Source organism: Streptomyces sp. NPDC001709, assembly GCF_053596375.1.
Genome location: NZ_JBSFGB010000011.1, coordinates 59,827 through 77,734, shown reverse-complemented (window position 1 = coordinate 77,734; position 17,908 = coordinate 59,827). Strand labels below are relative to the sequence as shown.

17 protein-coding genes and 4 tRNA genes are annotated in these 17,908 nt (G+C 69.8%); 10 read left to right on the top strand and 11 right to left on the bottom strand.

Annotation, left to right across the window (positions count from 1 at the left end):
• Positions 1 to 88: 88 nt before the first annotated feature.
• The 6 genes from ACWC0C_RS18300 (at position 89) to purM (ending at position 4,876) form a co-directional block, all read left to right on the top strand.
• Positions 89 to 727, top strand: a complete 639-nt coding sequence (locus tag ACWC0C_RS18300) for a TetR/AcrR family transcriptional regulator (protein WP_450864849.1) — start codon at positions 89 to 91, stop codon at positions 725 to 727.
• Between the two features lie 10 nt (positions 728 to 737).
• Positions 738 to 1,535, top strand: coding sequence for a sterol carrier family protein (locus tag ACWC0C_RS18295; protein WP_450864848.1), 798 nt, complete (start codon positions 738 to 740; stop codon positions 1,533 to 1,535).
• A 52-nt stretch (positions 1,536 to 1,587) separates the two neighbouring features.
• On the top strand, positions 1,588 to 2,043 hold the full coding sequence (locus ACWC0C_RS18290; protein WP_450864847.1) for an META domain-containing protein: 456 nt from the start codon (positions 1,588 to 1,590) through the stop codon (positions 2,041 to 2,043).
• Positions 2,040 to 2,183, top strand: a complete 144-nt coding sequence (locus ACWC0C_RS18285) for a hypothetical protein (RefSeq protein ID WP_449200101.1) — start codon at positions 2,040 to 2,042, stop codon at positions 2,181 to 2,183. Before ACWC0C_RS18290 ends, ACWC0C_RS18285 begins: the two co-directional genes overlap by 4 nt.
• A gap of 61 nt (positions 2,184 to 2,244) precedes the next feature.
• A complete protein-coding gene (gene purF, locus ACWC0C_RS18280; RefSeq protein WP_449200102.1) occupies positions 2,245 to 3,774 on the top strand; it encodes an amidophosphoribosyltransferase in 1,530 nt (509 codons plus the stop codon).
• A 34-nt stretch (positions 3,775 to 3,808) separates the two neighbouring features.
• Positions 3,809 to 4,876, top strand: coding sequence for a phosphoribosylformylglycinamidine cyclo-ligase (gene purM / locus ACWC0C_RS18275; protein WP_449200103.1), 1,068 nt, complete (start codon positions 3,809 to 3,811; stop codon positions 4,874 to 4,876).
• Between the two features lie 66 nt (positions 4,877 to 4,942).
• Here the strand turns inward: purM and ACWC0C_RS18270 are convergent, their stop codons facing one another.
• Entirely contained in the window at positions 4,943 to 5,194 is a 252-nt protein-coding gene (locus ACWC0C_RS18270; protein WP_069780012.1) for a DUF3073 domain-containing protein, read from the bottom strand.
• A 290-nt stretch (positions 5,195 to 5,484) separates the two neighbouring features.
• On the bottom strand, positions 5,485 to 6,591 hold the full coding sequence (locus ACWC0C_RS18265) for a Leu/Phe/Val dehydrogenase (protein WP_450864846.1): 1,107 nt from the start codon (positions 6,589 to 6,591) through the stop codon (positions 5,485 to 5,487).
• 197 nt (positions 6,592 to 6,788) lie between these two features.
• Between ACWC0C_RS18265 and ACWC0C_RS18260 the strand changes: the two genes are divergently transcribed.
• Together ACWC0C_RS18260 and bldC are read left to right on the top strand one after the other, a co-directional pair.
• Positions 6,789 to 7,631, top strand: a complete 843-nt coding sequence (locus tag ACWC0C_RS18260) for a hypothetical protein (protein WP_450864845.1) — start codon at positions 6,789 to 6,791, stop codon at positions 7,629 to 7,631.
• A 539-nt stretch (positions 7,632 to 8,170) separates the two neighbouring features.
• Complete coding sequence (gene bldC, locus ACWC0C_RS18255; RefSeq protein WP_003949541.1) at positions 8,171 to 8,377, top strand: developmental transcriptional regulator BldC; 207 nt, start codon at positions 8,171 to 8,173, stop codon at positions 8,375 to 8,377.
• A 460-nt stretch (positions 8,378 to 8,837) separates the two neighbouring features.
• Here the strand turns inward: bldC and ACWC0C_RS18250 are convergent, their stop codons facing one another.
• From ACWC0C_RS18250 to ACWC0C_RS18210, 9 genes are all read right to left on the bottom strand, one after another.
• A complete protein-coding gene (locus ACWC0C_RS18250) occupies positions 8,838 to 9,029 on the bottom strand; it encodes a DUF6274 family protein (protein WP_449200106.1) in 192 nt (63 codons plus the stop codon).
• Positions 9,030 to 9,532: 503 nt separating this feature from the next.
• Positions 9,533 to 9,607 (bottom strand) — tRNA-Asp (locus ACWC0C_RS18245).
• 97 nt (positions 9,608 to 9,704) lie between these two features.
• Positions 9,705 to 13,658, bottom strand: a complete 3,954-nt coding sequence (gene hrpA, locus ACWC0C_RS18240) for an ATP-dependent RNA helicase HrpA (protein ID WP_450864844.1) — start codon at positions 13,656 to 13,658, stop codon at positions 9,705 to 9,707.
• A 56-nt stretch (positions 13,659 to 13,714) separates the two neighbouring features.
• Positions 13,715 to 14,059 (bottom strand): hypothetical protein, encoded by a 345-nt coding sequence (locus ACWC0C_RS18235; RefSeq protein ID WP_450864843.1) that lies wholly within the window; start codon positions 14,057 to 14,059, stop codon positions 13,715 to 13,717.
• Positions 14,056 to 14,247 carry a DivIVA domain-containing protein gene (locus ACWC0C_RS18230; protein WP_450864842.1) on the bottom strand — a complete coding sequence of 64 codons (192 nt, stop codon included), beginning with the start codon at positions 14,245 to 14,247 and terminating at the stop codon, positions 14,056 to 14,058. Before ACWC0C_RS18230 ends, ACWC0C_RS18235 begins: the two co-directional genes overlap by 4 nt.
• Before the next feature lie 77 nt (positions 14,248 to 14,324).
• A tRNA-Phe gene (locus ACWC0C_RS18225) sits at positions 14,325 to 14,398 on the bottom strand.
• A 24-nt stretch (positions 14,399 to 14,422) separates the two neighbouring features.
• Positions 14,423 to 14,497: transfer RNA gene (locus tag ACWC0C_RS18220), tRNA-Asp, on the bottom strand.
• A gap of 36 nt (positions 14,498 to 14,533) precedes the next feature.
• A tRNA-Glu gene (locus ACWC0C_RS18215) sits at positions 14,534 to 14,606 on the bottom strand.
• 80 nt (positions 14,607 to 14,686) lie between these two features.
• A complete protein-coding gene (locus tag ACWC0C_RS18210) occupies positions 14,687 to 16,222 on the bottom strand; it encodes a metallophosphoesterase family protein (RefSeq protein WP_450864930.1) in 1,536 nt (511 codons plus the stop codon).
• Between the two features lie 158 nt (positions 16,223 to 16,380).
• Between ACWC0C_RS18210 and ACWC0C_RS18205 the strand changes: the two genes are divergently transcribed.
• Both ACWC0C_RS18205 and ACWC0C_RS18200 read left to right on the top strand, forming a co-directional pair.
• A complete protein-coding gene (locus ACWC0C_RS18205) occupies positions 16,381 to 16,731 on the top strand; it encodes a metallopeptidase family protein (protein ID WP_449200110.1) in 351 nt (116 codons plus the stop codon).
• Positions 16,732 to 17,166: 435 nt separating this feature from the next.
• On the top strand, positions 17,167 to 17,691 hold the full coding sequence (locus ACWC0C_RS18200; protein WP_449200111.1) for a hypothetical protein: 525 nt from the start codon (positions 17,167 to 17,169) through the stop codon (positions 17,689 to 17,691).
• Positions 17,692 to 17,908 lie beyond the last annotated feature (217 nt).

Below are 17,908 nucleotides of genomic sequence, written 5' to 3'. Positions count from 1 at the left end.
CCATGCCCAGCATCCATATACCGAGTCAATGTTTTATCTGGGATTAGGTTTAGTCTGAGGCTAAAATTCGCCTTGGTAAGGTGCTTGCATGGCCGAAGCGATGGGACTGCGGGAGCGCAAGAAGCGCGACACCAAGTGGCGGATCTATCGCACCGCCATGGACCTCTTCGCCGAGCGTGGCTTCGACAAGGTGTCGGTGCAGGAGATCGCCGACGCCTCCGAGGTGTCGAAGATGACCGTCTTCAACTACTTCGGTTCCAAAGAGGACCTGGTCTTCGCCCCCATGGAAGAGCACTTCGGTGACGCGGCCCGCGCCGTGCGCGACCGACGCCCGGGAGAGTCCGCGGTGCACGCCGTACGCCGGCAGTTCCTGGAGATGGTCGAGGCCCGGGACCCCTCCGTCGGCCTGCACAGCGAGACGATCTTCGTCAAGGTGCGCAAGGTCGTCGAGGGGACGCCCGTGCTCATGGAACGCGCCTTCCTGGCCGCCCAGCGCGGCACCCGGGACATGGCCGGTCTCCTCACGGAGGAGACCGGCGACCCGCTGCTCGCCCTGATCGCCGCCGCCTCCCTCAGCGCCGCGCGCAACGCCCTCATCGAGGAGCACCACCGCCGGCTCGCCGCCGGTGAGAGCCCCGAGGCCGTCGCGGCCGACGCCGTCGAGCGCGCTCACCGCGCCTTCGGCCTGGTGGAAAACGGCCTGAAGGGCTACGCCGTGAAGGCATAGGCTCACCGCCATGCCCCCGGCCAAGAAGCGCGCCCGCAGCTACGACCCCGCCAGGACCCGTGCCGCGGTCCTCGCCCAGTTCGGACATGTCCGGGAGGCCGTTCGCGGCCTCGGCCAGGAGCAGCTCGCGCTGCCCACCCGGCTCGGCGAGTGGACCGTACGCGACCTGGTCGCGCACATCGGCATGGCGCTCACCGCGATCCCCCGGGCGCTCACCCTGCCCGAGCCGCCGAAGGCGGATGCCGTGCTGCTGGACTGGCCCTTCGCCACCGCGGCCAACGCCGCCGCCATCGACGAGTTCACCCGGAACATCGCCGCCGAACACCCCGACCCCGACACCTACCTTGCGGACGTCGAGCAGTCCCTGCGCGCCCGGCTCGCGGAGCACTCCGGCACCCGGATCCTGCGGACCAGCGTCGGCGCCATGCCCCTGGACGACTACCTGGTCACCCGGACCGCCGAGCTCGTCGTCCACACCGACGACCTCGTGGCCGCCGTACCGGGGCTGGAGATCCCGTACGACCGCCAGTGCCTGGCCGCCGCCACCCGGCTGCTCGCCGACGCGCTCGCCGTGAAGGCGCCCGGCGGCTCCACCGAGGTGCGCGTGCCGCCGTACGCCGTCGTGCAGTGCGTCGAGGGGCCCCGGCACACCCGCGGCACCCCGCCCAACGTCGTGGAGACCGACCCGCTGACCTGGATCCGGCTCGCCACCGGCCGCCTGAGCTGGAAGGACGCCGTCGAGGAGGCCAAGGTGAGCGCCAGTGGGGAGCGGGCGGACCTTGGGGGGCTGCTGCCGCTCATGTCGTAGTCGCAGGGAACTCGTAGCGGAACCGACAGGACCGGTCTACCGTCGAACCGCCATGAACCGGTACAAGCAACGCATGATCCCGACGCTGGCCGCAGCGCTCACCGCACTCACGGTGGCGTGCGGCAGCGGTAGGGCGGACAGTGGTGCGGTGACCGTCCAGCAGCCCGTGACCGGCGTCGACTGGCGGGTCGACAGCCTGACCGTCGGCGACACGACCCGGCAGGCGCCCGCCTCCGCCCGCCTGCGCATCGACGAGGACGGCAAGGCGGCCGGCAATCTCGGCTGCAACCAGTTCAGCGCCCGGGCCACGGTCCACGGCGACCGGATCACCTTCGGTGACCTGCGCACGACCCGGATGGCCTGCGCCCCGGACCGCATGGACTTCGAGCGCGCCCTCTCCCGCGCCCTCACCACCGGAACCCTCGTCGCCAAGACCGACGACGCGAAGCTGACGCTCACGGACGGCGACGGCGACCGCATCCATCTCTCCCGCGGTGCGCCCGAATGATGTGCGACACCTCACTCACCGGGCAGACGAAGAGACCCGCGATCGCCGCCCGCAGCGCCGCCGACGGCTTTCAGGGCGCCGGTAGCACCACGCTGACCTGCGCAAACAAGGAAACCGACAAGGTGATCGGCAAGCTCTGATCCGTCAAGGAGCCGTATCCCCAATTCGGACCAGTGGTCGACCTCGCCTACACTCGGAGCCGTGCCACGTGGTGACGGTCGACTCAATCACGATCTGCTTCCCGGCGAGAAAGGCCCCCAGGACGCTTGCGGCGTCTTCGGTGTCTGGGCTCCGGGTGAAGAGGTCGCAAAGCTCACGTACTTCGGGCTCTACGCCCTCCAGCACCGGGGTCAGGAATCCGCGGGAATCGCGGTCAGCAACGGCTCCCAGATCCTCGTCTTCAAGGACATGGGCCTGGTCTCCCAGGTCTTCGACGAGACCTCGCTCGGTTCGCTCCAGGGTCATATCGCGGTCGGACACGCCCGCTACTCGACCACCGGTGCCTCCGTGTGGGAGAACGCCCAGCCGACGTTCCGCGCCACCGCGCACGGCTCGATCGCGCTCGGCCACAACGGCAACCTGGTCAACACGGCCCAGCTCGCCGAGATGGTCGCCGAGCTGCCGAACGAGAACAACAGCCGCTCCACCCGGGTCGCGGCCACCAACGACACCGACCTGCTGACGGCCCTGCTCGCCGCCCAGGTCGACGCGGACGGCAAGCCGCTGACCATCGAGGAGGCCGCCCACACGGTCCTCCCGAAGGTGCGGGGCGCCTTCTCCCTCGTCTTCATGGACGAGCACACCCTGTACGCCGCCCGCGACCCGCAGGGCATCCGCCCGCTGGTCCTCGGGCGCCTGGAGCGCGGCTGGGTGGTCGCCTCCGAGTCCGCCGCCCTGGACATCTGCGGCGCCAGCTTCGTCCGCGAGATCGAGCCGGGCGAGTTCATCGCCGTCGACGAGAACGGCCTGCGCAGCTCCCGATTCGCAGAAGCGAAGCCCAAGGGCTGTGTCTTCGAGTATGTGTACCTGGCCCGCCCGGACACCGACATCGCCGGCCGGAACGTGTACCTCTCCCGGGTGGAGATGGGCCGCCGGCTCGCCAAGGAAGCCCCCGTCGAGGCCGACCTCGTCATAGCGACCCCGGAGTCCGGCACCCCGGCCGCCATCGGCTACGCGGAGGCCTCCGGCATCCCCTTCGGCGCGGGTCTCGTGAAGAACGCCTACGTCGGCCGGACCTTCATCCAGCCCTCGCAGACGATCCGCCAGCTCGGCATCCGCCTGAAGCTGAACCCGCTGAAGGAAGTCATCAAGGGCAAGCGCCTGGTCGTCGTCGACGACTCGATCGTGCGCGGCAACACCCAGCGGGCCCTGGTCCGCATGCTCCGCGAGGCGGGCGCCGCCGAGGTCCACATCCGGATCTCCTCCCCGCCCGTGAAGTGGCCCTGCTTCTTCGGCATCGACTTCGCCACGCGCGCGGAGCTGATCGCCAACGGCATGACCATCGAGGAGATCGGCACCAGCCTCGGCGCCGACTCGCTCGCCTACATCTCCATCGACGGCATGATCGAGGCGACCACGATCGCCAAGCCGAACCTGTGCCGCGCCTGCTTCGACGGCGAATACCCGATGGAGCTGCCGGACCCGGAGCTGCTCGGCAAGCAGCTCCTGGAGACCGAGCTGGCGGCCGGTCCCGCCGCCACGGCCGCGGCCGACGCGATCCGTCGCCCGTAACACCCTGCAGTACGACACGAAAGCTCTCACAGTCATGTCTGAGACAACTGGTGCCAGCTACGCAGCGGCGGGCGTCGACATCGAGGCGGGCGACCGCGCGGTCGAGCTGATGAAGGAGTGGGTGAAGAAGACCCAGCGCCCCGAGGTCCTCGGCGGCCTCGGCGGTTTCGCCGGCCTCTTCGACGCCTCCGCCCTCAAGCGCTACGAGCGTCCCCTGCTGGCCTCCGCCACGGACGGCGTCGGCACGAAGGTCGACATCGCGCGCCGCATGGGCGTCTACGACACCATCGGCCACGACCTGGTCGCCATGGTCATGGACGACATCGTGGTGTGCGGTGCCGAGCCGCTGTTCATGACGGACTACATCTGCGTCGGCAAGGTCCACCCCGAGCGCGTCGCGGCCATCGTGAAGGGCATCGCGGAGGGCTGTGTGCTCGCCGGGTGCGCCCTGGTGGGCGGCGAGACGGCCGAGCACCCGGGTCTGCTGGGCGAGGACGACTTCGACGTCGCCGGCGCCGGTACGGGCGTCGTGGAGGCCGACCGGCTGCTCGGCGCGGATCGCATCCGTACGGGTGACGCGGTGATCGCCATGGCGTCCTCCGGGCTTCACTCGAACGGGTACTCCCTGGTCCGGCACGTCCTGCTGGACCGCGCGGGCCTGGCCCTGGACGCGGAGATCGCGGAGCTCGGCCGCACCCTCGGCGAGGAGCTGCTGGAGCCCACGAAGATCTACTCGCTGGACTGCCTGGCGCTGCTGCGCACCACGGATGTGCACGCGTTCTCGCACATCACCGGCGGCGGTCTCGCGGCCAACCTGGCCCGCGTGATCCCCGACGAGCTGCACGCCGTGGTCGACCGGTCCACCTGGACCCCGGGCGCGATCTTCGATCTGGTCGGCAAGACCGGGAACGTCGAGCGCCTGGAGCTGGAGAAGACCCTCAACATGGGCGTCGGCATGATGGCGATCGTCCCTGCGGAATCCACCGAGGTGGCCCTCGCGACCCTGGCCGACCGCGGCGTCGACGCCTGGGTGGCCGGCGAGATCACCGAGCGGGGCGAGAAGGAGACCGGCGCCGAAATGGTCGGAGACTACGCCGGCTGAACCTGCGGGTAGCACAGAAGCCGGTCGGTGGCAGTGCCACCGACCGGACAAGTGCTCAGTGCAAGGTCAAGCGCCGCGACGATGTTGTGAGGGACCGTCGTCCTCATCCTCGTCGTCGTCCTCATAGAGGTCGGCGTAACGAGAGTAAAGATCGTCCTCTTCATTCTCATCGTCCTCGAACGGCTCGCTGTTCGGCGGCTGGCTCGAAGTCGATGCGCCCAGTTCACTGGCCAGCCGTGACAGGTCAGTCCCACCGCTGTTGTACTTCAGCTGGCGGGCGACCTTCGTCTGCTTGGCCTTGGCCCGGCCGCGCCCCATGGCTCGACCCCCTCGGTGACGGGGCTTGATGGCCCCAGAGTCTGACACGCGTTCATGATCTGGAACGGACCCTCCGCAGAGAGGCCGGTCCGTAGGGCTTCCACGGTACCTGAGCCCGCGCCCATACGGTACGTCGCCCGCAGCACGCGCGTGTGCCCAGGACCTTCGAGGCGCCCCGTCCTCGCTGGTCAGTGGCGATTTTAACCACTTATCGGGGAACGACCCGCCGATGGAAGTGAGAGTTCTCTCCAAGTCCCCACCGGCGGGTACCGCTCACGTGTGCAACCGGGTCAGTGTGCAGTGTGTCCCGCGCGGGCCTCGGCCATCCGCTGCTCGGCGATCCGGTCGGCCGCCGCGGCCGGCGGAATCCCGTCTTCCTTCGCACGTGCGAATATGGCCAGCGTGGTGTCGAAGATCTTCGCCGCCTTCGCCTTGCACCGGTCGAAGTCGAACCCGTGCAGCTCGTCGGCCACCTGGATGACACCGCCGGCGTTCACCACGTAGTCCGGCGCGTAGAGGATCCCGCGGTCGGCGAGGTCCTTCTCCACCCCCGGGTGCGCGAGCTGGTTGTTGGCCGCGCCGCACACCACCTTGGCGGTGAGCACCGGCACGCTGGCGTCGTTCAGGGCGCCGCCGAGCGCGCAGGGGGCGTAGATGTCCAGGCCCTCGACGCGGATCAGCGCCTCGGTGTCGGCGACCGCGGTCACGCCCACGGGGTACTGCTCGAGGATCCGCTGCACGGCGTCCGTGCGCACGTCCGTGACGACGACCTCGGCGCCCTCGTCGCGCAGGTGCTTCACCAGGTGGTGGCCGACCTTGCCGACACCGGCGATGCCGACCTTGCGGCCGCGCAGCGAGGGGTCGCCCCACAGGTGCTGGGCGGAGGCGCGCATGCCCTGGTAGACGCCGAAGGCGGTGAGCACGGAGGAGTCGCCGGCGCCGCCGTTCTCGGGGGAGCGGCCGGTGGTCCAGCGGCACTCGCGGGCCACGACGTCCATGTCGGCGACGTAGGTGCCGACGTCGCAGGCGGTCACGTAGCGCCCGCCGAGCGAGGCGACCATACGGCCGTAGGCGAGGAGCAGTTCCTCGGTCTTGTCGCGCTCCGGGTCGCCGATGATCACGGCCTTGCCGCCGCCGTGGTCGAGCCCGGCCATGGCGTTCTTGTACGACATCCCGCGCGCGAGGTTGAGGGCGTCGGCAACGGCCTCGGCCTCGGTCGCGTACGGGTAGAAGCGCGTGCCGCCGAGGGCGGGGCCCAGGGCGGTGGAGTGGATGGCGATCACGGCCTTGAGGCCGCTGGCGCGGTCCTGGCAGAGCACGACCTGTTCATGGCCTCCCTGGTCCGAGTGGAACAGGGTGTGCAGGACATCAGCAGGTGCGCCGGTTACGTCGGTCACTGTGGTGACTCCTGTGTAAAGAGCGGCGAGTGGGGTTGAACCCCGTACGGGTGGCGGGGTCGTGGCATGAGCGTAGAGCCTTGCCGCGACCACCATCCGTGCAGTGTTCAGGATCACCCTTGCGGGGCGTTCGCGCACGCATGACCGTGGCACGATTTGCAGTGTTTCGAGCCGGGCCCGATGGGGAGGGAGCAGGCGTGCCGAAGGTGTCCTCCGTGGTCGTCCCCTATGCCGCGTACCTGCGCGTGTACGAGCCGCTGGGTGCCTTCCCGGAGCCGGAGCGCAGCCACTGGGCGCGCTACGCCCGCCGCCCCGACCGCCCCTCGTACCAGGACGAACTGCGCCGCTCTCTCGCCGACTTGCTGCCCACCCCGCCGATCGCGGTGCCGGTGCACGAGAGCGGCGACGCCTTCGTGCTGGAGGTCGACGGCGTGGTCTGCGTGTGCCCCTGGCGGACCCGGCTGCGCGGCTGGCAGGCGCTCACCGAGCTCGCCGAGGAGCTCCCGGCGGCGGTCCTGGACGCGGTGCTGCCCGAGGTCGTACGGCGCCAGGCCGCCCAGGACTACGAGCGCTGGCTGGCCCGCAACCCCGACGCCCGCCCGTGGATCCGCACGGCGACCTGGCAGGTGCCGCTGAACTGGTTCGTGCTGGTCTCCGACGAGGAGCGACGCTACGACAAGGGCACCGCGGAGGTGCCGCCGCTGCTGCGCTACCGCACGCCCATGGTGCAGGCCCGGCGGCGGGTGGCGCGGGGCCTGCGCGCGCTGAAGGACGCCGTCGAGGAGGGCCCGCTGATCGACGGCCTGATGGACGTCGGCCGCTGGCTGGAGGAGTTCCACCCGCGCTCGCTGGTGGAGCTGGACTACGGCGGCCTGGTGCATGTGCTGCCGGCCGGCGAGCTGGAGGGCGATCACTCGGCGGCGGACGTGGCCGACGGGATCGAGGCGCTGCGCCGGGGCGACGGGGCGGCGGCCGGAGAGGCCTATGTGCGGCTCGTGGAGCGGTGGCGGGCGGTACGGGACCGGCGCTCGGCGAACTGAAGTTCCACAGACGCCGGAAGAGTGACGTACGTCACGGCCCGAAACGCGCCGAACGACGTACGGTCTAGGCCACTTGACCCTGTGCCGGGACGTTGGTCCCGATCTGGACTTTTGCCTCAAGGGTGATGGACGGCACTTACGCGGCCCTTGCGCCTCTTGCCGCCCCTCATGCCAAAATAGGACAAGGAGTCCGGGGAGGACTCCTTCCGTCCAACTATGCTCCACTGCGGGCGGAATCTCGGCATTGCGCGCTTTGGGGGGTCTCGTGGCTCCTGATCGTCCTGTGACTGATCGTCACAGTGGCGTGACTGTCCGCTATGGCATGGTCCATCGGCTTCCGTCGCTGATGAACACCTGGGAGGGCAATTCCATCGGTTTGGCCGACGTGGCTGGACAGATGGTGTAGTTGTAGTGCCGAGGACAAGCCGTTCGTCCTATAACCGACTCGGCCCGCGTCCGCCATTTCGGGCAACGTGGGTCAAGGTGCAGAATTTAGAGGAAAGAACCGAGAAGGTTCGGTTCTCCCGAGGAGGCCGCTCATGACCGCTCGCACCCCTGATGCCGAGCCGCTGCTGACCCCGGCTGAGGTCGCCACGATGTTCCGCGTGGACCCGAAGACGGTCACGCGGTGGGCGAAGGCCGGCAAGCTCACGTCCATTCGCACGCTCGGCGGGCACCGCCGCTACCGCGAGGCTGAGGTCCGCGCCCTGCTGGCGGGCATCCCGCAGCAGCGCAGCGAGGCCTGAACAACTGCATAACCGGGCAAAACGGCTGGTCCCCCAACCCGCCGAGGCGCCCGAACCCTAGCTCCAAGCGACGCGGGACCTGCCCCAACAGGGCCCACGCCCAAGCCGAAGAGAACGTTGTAGGCAGCGACACAGGGTGCGTCGTAGATCGCGCTGGACTCCGCCGGGTCCAGCGCGATCTTTTTTGTGCGCTGGTCGGAGCGGGGGTGCCCCACTTGTGAGCGGCCTTGTCGGAGTCTGGGCAGGGCTGTCGGAACGGCTGTGCATGCCCCCTGACCGAGGTGCAATTGCACATATTAAATTGACCAGTTGTAGGGCAGGGGTAAGATCCCCACTTTCAAAAACTCATGCGGTGACTCCCGTCACACGCCCCGGCGGTTGTTGACGACGGCATGTGTGCGCTAGTGGAGGGACCTGTTCCAGCGTCCCACGCCTGGTGGGCTGTTGGGGCCGGCGTTGGTCACGCGCTGCGGGGACTTTCGTCCTCGGCTTCCTCGTCGCTCGCTTCGGGGACCCCCGGACCGGCGTCCATCGCCAGCCGGAGGAGGTGGTGGCAGACGGGGCAGTGGCGGGTGAGATGCCGGTAGGACGAGGCGGCCGCCAGATGGGCCCGGAGCAGCGCTCGCGTCTCGTGCCTGGCCGATGCCGCCATACGCCACCTCCGCGGACCGCACAGGGGGGAACGGGCCCTGTCTTCTGGGTACCGATGGAATGTGACGTCGTCAAGGGCGCGGGGGGCTCCGCCGGTTCAGCCGGGTTCGTCGGGCGCCCGTACCGAGCCGCTGAGGTCGGCTGGGGCCACCCCTGGGGGCTGCCGCCCCCAGATCCCCCGCTACGGCCCTGAAGGGGCCTTGTCCTCAAACGCCGGACGGGCTGAATGTGCGAGCCGGCGCGGAGAGCCTGACGGGATGTGGCCGGGCGATCGTTGGTGTGATGGCGTGTGGTGGCATGCGGAAAGGCCCCGCTCCGTTGCCGGATGCGGGGCCCTTCTTTGCTGCGGTCCTGACGGGATTTGCTGTGTCTGATTGCGGCTCCGCCGCGGGCGCGGCCTCTGGCCTGCTTGGCGGGGTGGCCGGGTGATGGTTGGTGTGATGGCGTGTGGTGGCATGCGGAAAGGCCCCGCTCCGTTGCCGGATGCGGGGCCTTTCTTCACTGCGGTCCTGACGGGATTTGAACCCGCGGCCTCCACCTTGACAGGGTGGCGAGCACTCCAAACTGCTCCACAGGACCAGGTTTCGCGGCGCTTGGCTTGCTGCGTTGCGCTGCGAGAAGAGACTGTACAGGAGGTGGGGCCGCCTGGTCGAACTCACCCCCTGTACACGGTCGGTTACGGGACGGCCGCGTCGATCGCCTTCACGATCCGCTTGTCGGAGACGGGGTACGCGGTGCCGAGGGCGTGGGCGAAATAGCTGACCCTCAGCTCCTCGATCATCCAGCGGATGTCCAGGACGGAGGAGGGCACCGGGCGGCCCTTCGGGAGCTGCTCCAGGAGCCAGGCGTACTCGTCCTGCATCTCGTGGACCTTCTCCATGCGCGTGGTGTCCCGCTGGACGTTCGTCGGCATCTGCTGCAGGCGCCGGTCCGCGGCCACCAGGTAGCGCATCAGGTCGGGCAGGCGGCGTATGCCCGCCCAGGTCACGAAGCCGGGCTTCACGAGGGCGTCCAGCTGCTTGCGCACGTCCGTCAGGTTCGCCAGCAGCGTGGGGCTGCCCACGGCCTTCAGCCGGCGCTCACAGGCCTGCCAGGCCGCGAGGACCTGCTGGACCTGGGTGACCGTGCGGACCGTCGTGTCGACGATCTCCGCGCGCACCTTGTCGTACAGCTTCCGGTACGACTCCTCGTCCCACACCGGCCCGCCGAAGTCCGCGATCAGCTTGTCCGCCGCCGCCATCGCGCAGTCGTCGAACAGGGCCTGGATCGAGCCGTGCGGGTTGGCGGAGAGGGCGAGCTTCTGGGCGTTCGTCAGCTTCTCGGACGCGAACTTCGCCGGGTTCACCGGGATGTTGCGCAGGATCAGCCGCCGGGTGCCCTTCCACATGGCCTCCGCCTGCTCGGCCTCCGTGTCGAAGAGGCGGACCGAGACCGTGTCGCCGTCGTCCACCAGCGCGGGGTACGCCTTGACCGGCTGGCCGGCCCGGCGGGTCTCGAAGACACGGGTCAGCGTGCCGATCGTCCAGTCGGTCAGGCCCTTGCGCTCCAGGGACTCGCCGCCCTCGCGGGAGGCGGTCGCCGCGGCCGCCTGGGACAGGGCCTTGCGCGCCTTCGGCTTCAGCTGGAGCTTCAGTGCCTCCAGGTCCTTGTCCTCGGCCAGCTTCCGGCGCCGCTCGTCGACGATGCGGAAGGTGATCTTGAGGTGGTCGGGGATCTTGGACCAGTCGAAGTCGTCGGCCTCGAAGGGCACGCCGACCGCGCGCTTGAGCTCGCGGGCCATCGTCACCGTCAGCGGCTCCTGCAGCGGGACCGCCTTCTCCAGGAAGGCCTTCGCGTAGTTCGGCGCCGGTACGTAGTGACGGCGGATGGGCTTGGGGAGTGAGCGGATCAGCTCCGTCACGACCTCCTCGCGCAGGCCCGGGATCTGCCAGTCGAAGCCCTCGTCCGTGACCTGGTTGAGGACCTGGAGCGGGATGTGGACCGTGACGCCGTCGGCGTCCGCGCCCGGCTCGAACTGGTACGTCACCCGGAACTTCAGCTGGCCCTGCCGCCAGGAGTCCGGATAGTCGGCCTTGGTGACCGCCTCCGCCGACTCCCGGATGAGCATCTCCCGCTCGAAGTCCAGGAAGTCCGGCTGCTCCTGCCGCTTCCGCTTCCACCAGGAGTCGAAGTGGGCGCCCGACACGATGTGTTCGGGCACCCGCTGGTCGTAGAAGTCGAAGAGCGTCTCGTCGTCGACGACGATGTCCCGGCGCCGGGCGCGGTGCTCGAGTTCCTCGACCTCGCTCAGCAGCTTGCGGTTGTCGGCGAAGAACTTGTGGTGCGTGCGCCAGTCGCCCTCGACCAAGGCGTTGCGGATGAAAAGTTCGCGGCTCGTCTCCGGGTCGATCCGGCCGTAGTTCACCTTGCGCTGGGCGACGATCGGGACGCCGTACAGCGTGACCTTCTCGTACGCCATCACGGCCGCCTGGTCCTTCTCCCAGTGCGGTTCGCTGTACGTCCGCTTCAGGAGGTGTCCGGCGAGCGGTTCCACCCAGTCCGGCTCGATCTTCGCGTTGACCCGGGCCCAGAGCCTGGAGGTTTCCACCAGCTCGGCCGACATCATGAACTTCGGCTGCTTCTTGAACAGCGCCGAGCCCGGGAAGATCGCGAACTTGGCGCTGCGGGCGCCCAGGTACTCGTTCTTGTTGCCGTCCTTCACGTCCTTCATCCCGATGTGGGAGAGCAGGCCGGCGAGGAGCGAGATGTGGACGCGGTCGTCGGCCGCGTCCTCCTCGTTGAGGTGGATGCCCATCTGCTTGGCGACCGTGCGCAGCTGGATGTAGATGTCCTGCCATTCGCGGATGCGCAGGAAGTTCAGGTACTCCTGCTTGCACATCCGGCGGAAGGAGCTGGAGCCCCGCTCCTTCTGCTGCTCGCGGATGTACCGCCACAGGTTGAGGTAGGCGAGGAAGTCGCTGGTCTCGTCCTTGAAGCGGGCGTGCTGCTGGTCGGCCTGGGCCTGCTTGTCGGCCGGGCGCTCGCGCGGGTCCTGGATGGACAGCGCGGCGGCGATGACCATGACCTCGCGGACACAGCCGTTCCGCTCGGCCTCCAGGACCATCCGGGCCAGGCGCGGGTCGACCGGCAGCTGGGCCAGCTTGCGGCCGGTGTCGGTGAGCCGCTTGCGCGGGTCCTTCTGGGCGGGGTCCAGCGCGTGCAGCTCCTGGAGCAGCTGGACGCCGTCGCGGATGTTGCGGTGGTCCGGCGGGTCGATGAAGGGGAACTTCTCGATGTCGCCGAGGCCGGCGGCGGTCATCTGGAGGATGACGGAGGCCAGGTTCGTGCGCAGGATCTCGGCGTCCGTGAACTCCGGCCGCGTGACGAAGTCGTCCTCGCTGTACAGCCGGATGCAGATGCCGTCGCTCGTCCGACCGCAGCGGCCCTTGCGCTGGTTGGCGCTGGCCTGGGAGATCGGCTCGATGGGCAGCCGCTGGACCTTGGTGCGGTGGCTGTAGCGGCTGATCCGGGCGAAGCCGGGGTCGATGACGTACTTGATCCCGGGGACGGTGAGGGACGTCTCGGCGACGTTGGTGGCCAGAACGATCCTGCGCCCGGTGTGCGGCTGGAAGACCCGGTGCTGCTCGGCGTGCGAGAGCCGGGCGTAGAGGGGCAGAACCTCGGTGAATCTGTACTTCTTCTTCTCCAGCGCGTCCGCCGTGTCCCGGATCTCCCGCTCGCCGGAGAGGAAGACGAGGATGTCGCCCGGACCCTCCTTCTGGAGTTCCTCGACGGCGTCGATGATGGCGGTGATCTGGTCCCGGTCGGCGTCCGCAGCGTCCTCGGTGTACTCCTCCAGCAGCGGCCGGTAGCGGACCTCGACGGGGTACGTCCGCCCGCTGACCTCGATGATCGGGGCGTCGCCGAAGTGCCGGGAGAACCGCTCGGGGTCGATGGTCGCGGAGGTGATGACGACCTTGAGGTCCGGCCGCTTCGGCAGCAGCTGGGCGAGGTAACCGAGCAGGAAGTCGATGTTCAGGGACCGCTCGTGGGCCTCGTCGATGATGATCGTGTCGTAGGCGCGCAGCTCGCGGTCGGTCTGGATCTCGGCGAGCAGGATGCCGTCCGTCATCAGCTTGATGAACGTGGCGTCCGGGTTCACCTGGTCGGTGAAGCGGACCTTCCAGCCGACGGATTCACCGAGCGGCGTCCTCAGCTCCTCCGCCACCCGCTCCGCGACGGTCCGGGCGGCGATGCGCCGGGGCTGTGTGTGCCCGATCATGCCGCGCACGCCGCGCCCCAGCTCCAGACAGATCTTCGGGATCTGCGTGGTCTTGCCGGAACCGGTCTCACCGGCGACGATGACGACCTGGTGATCGCGGATGGCCGCCGCGATCACGTCCTTCTTCTGGCTGACCGGCAGCTGCTCGGGGTACGTGACGGCGGGCACGAGGGCACGCCGCTCACCGATCCGTGCCTCGGCCTTGCCGATCTCGCCCTCGATCTCGGCGAGGACGGCGGCGCGGGCCTCCGGCTTACGGATCTTGCGCGCGCCCTCGAGCCGCCGACCGATCCGGTGCGCGTCGCGCAGCGACAGCTCGGTCAGACGGGGGGCGAGGGGGCCGAGGGCGGGGGCGGGATGCGTAGACATACGCGATCCAGGATCTCACCCCGCCCGAAAAACACGCGAACGATTTGACCGGCGACCTAGGGAGTGCGCTGCGCGGGCGCGGGCGCGGGCGCGGCCGGGGCCGGTGTGGCCGGTGTGGTGTCGTGCTGTCGGGGCTGGGCGCCTTTGCCGAGGGCGATCGACCGGGCGGTGTTGGAGACGGCCTTGATGCCCAGATAGGCGGTCGTCATGCCGCTGACCGCGGTGAACGCGGCGGTGAGGATGCCGACGATCACCGCCTTGTCCCCGTTGAGCTGCCAGACGCCGAAGATCGCGACGCTGGCGATCGCGATATTGCTGATGATGACCGCGAGCAGCCCGTACCGGGCCCAGTCCTTCTCGAGCTCGGTGTCGTGCGTCACTCTGGCCTCGCCCTGGCTCATCGTCCCCCACCTCGCAGCTCGACGATCCGCGCATCCACCTGCGTGCGGTCGTACCCGCGCCGGACGATGTCGAATTCGGGCGGCGTGTCGGCTGCCGAACCCACGCCCAGGCCGGCCAGATAGGCGTCCACCTGGGCGCGGTCGTAACCACGCCGAGCGATGTCGAATCCCCGGAAGTCGTCTGCCACGGATGCCCCCTACAGACCGGCGCGGACCAGTTCCCGTACGACGAAGGCCCCGTTCGCTGAACGGGGCCTTCTGGCTGTGGCTGGGGCCGGGGTCGAACCGGCGACCTTCCGCTTTTCAGGCGGACGCTCGTACCAACTGAGCTACCCAGCCACGAGGTTTCACGTGAAACCTCAGCGGTCCTGACGGGATTTGAACCCGCGGCCTCCACCTTGACAGGGTGGCGAGCACTCCAAACTGCTCCACAGGACCAAGCGTGCGTGCAACAGTGTCGCACACGGTATTGCGTGCCCCCAACGGGATTCGAACCCGTGCTACCGCCTTGAAAGGGCGGCGTCCTAGGCCGCTAGACGATGAGGGCTATCGGCCCGCCTGGGCGCTTCTCAGCGCGTCGGGGACGTGAGAAGCATATGGGATGGCGGGGAGTATCGCCAAAACGGTTTACGGCGAGGGGGCCGAAGGGGTGTGGGAGGGGGTGGACGAGGTGCCGGGGGAAGGCGTCCTCTTCGACCGGTTCTCGTCCGCCAGATGGCGGCTGACCTCGGCTGTCGTCTCGCCCAGCCCGCCCAGTTTGATCGCGTCCCAGGCCTGGAGGCGGTGGCTGCCGCGGTCGAAGTAGAGGATCGACGCCTCGATCGGGGCGGGGTACTGCCGCTCCACCGCCCGCAGCCCGCTTCCGCCCGTGGAGCCCTCCATGCGCAGCCGGGTGCCGTACGGCAGCTTCTCGTCCCCTTCGTGGTGCAGGTGGCCGCACAGCACCAGCGGCACCTCGCCGTCCGTCTCGCGGGCCGCGACCGGCTCGTGGGCGACCGCGACGTCGACCGGCGTGCGGGCCGTCCGCTGGTCCCGCAGGGCGCTGGCCAGCCGGTCGCCCGCCAGCCGCTCGGCCGCGTCTCCGCCGGGCGCCACCGAGCGGTCGGGGGTGAACTGCGGGTCGCCGATGCCCGCGAAGCGCAGGCCCGCGATCGTCTGCGCCCGGCCGTCGTCCAGGACGTGCACGTTCTTCATGCGCTCCAGATAGCGCTGGGTGGCCCGGGAGTCGTGGTTGCCGCGCACCCAGACGTACGGCGCTCCCAGGTCCCGGATCGGGTCCAGGAAGCCGTTCTCCGCGGACGTGCCGTGGTCCATGGTGTCGCCGGAGTCGACGATCACGTTCACCTTGTACTGCTCCACCAGCGAGGCGATGATCTTCCAGCTCGCCGGGTTGAGGTGGATGTCCGACACGTGCAGGACCCGGATGGTGGAGGGGTCCGGCTGGTAGGCCGGGAGCGTGGAGGTGACGTCGTAGAGCTTCGTCACATTGGTCACCAGACGGGCCAGCTCCTTCTGGTAGACGTCGAAGTCGGTGACGATGCTGCGCGCGTTGCCGACCACCGCCGGCGCGGAGCTGAGCAGGCCGGAGAACTTCGGCTCCAGGACCGACCTCGGGTTCCAGGTGGCGTACGCGCTCGCCCCGGACGCCGCCAGCAGTGCGAGGGCGAGGCCGCCGGCGGCCAGGGCCCGGCGGGGGCGGCGGTAGACGGCGAGGCCGAGGGTGGTGGCTCCGGCGACCACGGCGACACAGGAGCGCACGGCCAGGTCCAGCGTGCCGTGCTCGACGTCCCTGGCGACCTCGTCCTGGAGGCCGGAGATCCGCTCGGGGTGGTCGACCAGGGCCTGGGAGCGGAGCGGGTCGAGCTGGTCGACGTTCACGTCCAGGCGGACGGGGGCCACATGGCTGTCCAGGGTGAGCGCGCCCAGCGGCGAGATGTTGATCTTCGTGCCGCCGGTGAGGGACGGGCGCAGCGCCATCGTCGTGTTCATGGGCCCGACCGGGGCCCGTACGTTTCCGACGATCAGCAGGCCCAGCCAGGCGCCGACCAGGACGACGGCCGTGAGACCGAGGGCACGCAGCCAGGGGCGGGGCCGGGCGGCGAGTTCCGGGGTGGTCGTTTCGGGGGCGGGCAACGGGCGGATGCCTCGGCGGGCGGCGCGCATGCGGTTCGGCGTGGTGCCGGGGCGCTTCGTCAAGCGGCGGAGGGCTGCGACGGGGACGCGGACCATTGGTGCCGTATGCCCGTGCAGTGGGGCGGATATGCGGTGCCGCGCCGCTCTCGTCCGCTCTTGTACGGGCCCGCGTGCCGGACAATGGCCGTGTGCTGGAGATGACGCGCGAGGAGTTCGAGGAGCTGGTCGCCGAGGCGCTCGACCGGATCCCGCCGGAGCTGACGCGGCTCATGGACAACGTGGCGGTGTTCGTGGAGGACGAACCACCCGCCGACGACCCCGAGCTGCTGGGCCTGTACGAGGGCATGCCGCTGACCGACCGGGGCGAGTGGTACGCGGGAGTGCTGCCGGACCGGATCACCATCTACCGCGGGCCGACGCTGCGGATGTGCGACAACCGTGAGGACGTCGTCGCGGAGACCGAGGTGACCGTGGTGCACGAAATCGCCCACCACTTCGGCATCGACGACGCGCGGTTGCACGGACTCGGGTATGGGTGAGCGGGGGGCGAGGGGGCGACGAGCGTCTAGCGGCGAGCGCTGATGCGGGTGGATGGGTGGGGGTGCCCGGGCGGCCGGTCCGGGGGTGCTCGTGTGGCTGAGTGGCGGGTGCGTATGGCTGGGCGGAGCCCGTGCGTGCGGCTCGATGGCGATGCGGTGTCGGCTGGGCGGGGCTCGTGTGTGCCGCGGAATGGCGATGCGGGGCCGATGGGCCGTGTGCGGGTGTTGGTTGGGCGGGCCCGTGCGTGCGGCTGGGCCGGGATGTGGGGGCGGCTGGGCGGCGATCGGGGCGGGGCTGAGCGTGGGCGTATGTGGTCGGGCGGGGGCCGTGCCTGCGGCGGGGGTGGGCGGTGATGGTGGTGGGGCGCGTGTCTTCTTGTGGGCGGCGGGAGTTGGGGAGGTTGACTTCTTTCCTTGCCTCCGGAGGTGGCCGCCGTGCGCCCCTTGTCCGTACCCGTCCGGCTCACCGTCACGGTGCTGGCCCTCGCCGCTGCCGCCGGCTGTGTGAACGTGGGTGACGACGCGGGCCCGGCCAGGCCCTCGCACTCGGCGGGGCAGCGCGGCGGCGAGGCGCCCGACGGCGGCCCGTTCCGCGGCGCCGGAGGCCTCGGCGGGCACGACGGCAGGGCGGACGGCGGCAAGCGCGAGCACGGCCGCAAGGCGAAGCCGGGAGAGGAGTCGCCCTCCGCGTCGGCCACCCCGTCCGGCGAGGACAGCGCGCCCGCGGCCCCGGCGAAGCCCGGCAAGCCCGGCAGGACCGTCAAGCCCGGGGACCCGGCGCCGACCGAGCCCCCGCCGACCCCGCCGGTCACCTCCGCCCCGCCCGAGCCACCGGCCTCCACCCCGCCCCCGGCGACCTCCGAACCCCCGTCGGCCGAGCCGTCCTCCTCGGCGCACGAGGAGACGGGACCGCAGCTCGTCCAGCGCGAGCCGGCGCCGACGGCCGGGATGCCGGCCTGATCTGCCGGGCCGGAGCTGACCTGCGGTGATGAGGTGCGATGTGCCTGCCGCGAGGGCTCGGTTTGCCTTCAGGGGTGGTGAGTGCGTATGGTGGTAGATCGTTTGATCCCATTTGCCCGGCGCCACCGCAGAGCGCGCCGTGTGGCGCGTACTCTCCTTTGCCGTGGCGGACCGCATTGAGGCGGTCGTGAGCGAATCACGGAGTTGACGGGCGCGT

Excerpts from the sequence above, each read along its gene's own strand:
- ACWC0C_RS18235 (WP_450864843.1), bottom strand. The coding sequence starts at position 14,059 with ATGAGCCAGGGCGAGGCCAGAGTGACGCACGACACCGAGCTCGAGAAG.
- bldC (WP_003949541.1), top strand. The coding sequence starts at position 8,171 with ATGACCGCTCGCACCCCTGATGCCGAGCCGCTGCTGACCCCGGCTGAG.
- ACWC0C_RS18290 (WP_450864847.1), top strand. The coding sequence starts at position 1,588 with ATGAACCGGTACAAGCAACGCATGATCCCGACGCTGGCCGCAGCGCTC.
- ACWC0C_RS18270 (WP_069780012.1), bottom strand. The coding sequence starts at position 5,194 with ATGGGGCGCGGCCGGGCCAAGGCCAAGCAGACGAAGGTCGCCCGCCAG.
- ACWC0C_RS18250 (WP_449200106.1), bottom strand. The coding sequence starts at position 9,029 with ATGGCGGCATCGGCCAGGCACGAGACGCGAGCGCTGCTCCGGGCCCAT.
- purM (WP_449200103.1), top strand. The coding sequence starts at position 3,809 with ATGTCTGAGACAACTGGTGCCAGCTACGCAGCGGCGGGCGTCGACATC.
- ACWC0C_RS18285 (WP_449200101.1), top strand. The coding sequence starts at position 2,040 with ATGATGTGCGACACCTCACTCACCGGGCAGACGAAGAGACCCGCGATC.
- ACWC0C_RS18295 (WP_450864848.1), top strand. The coding sequence starts at position 738 with ATGCCCCCGGCCAAGAAGCGCGCCCGCAGCTACGACCCCGCCAGGACC.
- ACWC0C_RS18300 (WP_450864849.1), top strand. The coding sequence starts at position 89 with ATGGCCGAAGCGATGGGACTGCGGGAGCGCAAGAAGCGCGACACCAAG.
- ACWC0C_RS18210 (WP_450864930.1), bottom strand. The coding sequence starts at position 16,222 with ATGCGCGCCGCCCGCCGAGGCATCCGCCCGTTGCCCGCCCCCGAAACG.
- hrpA (WP_450864844.1), bottom strand. The coding sequence starts at position 13,658 with ATGTCTACGCATCCCGCCCCCGCCCTCGGCCCCCTCGCCCCCCGTCTG.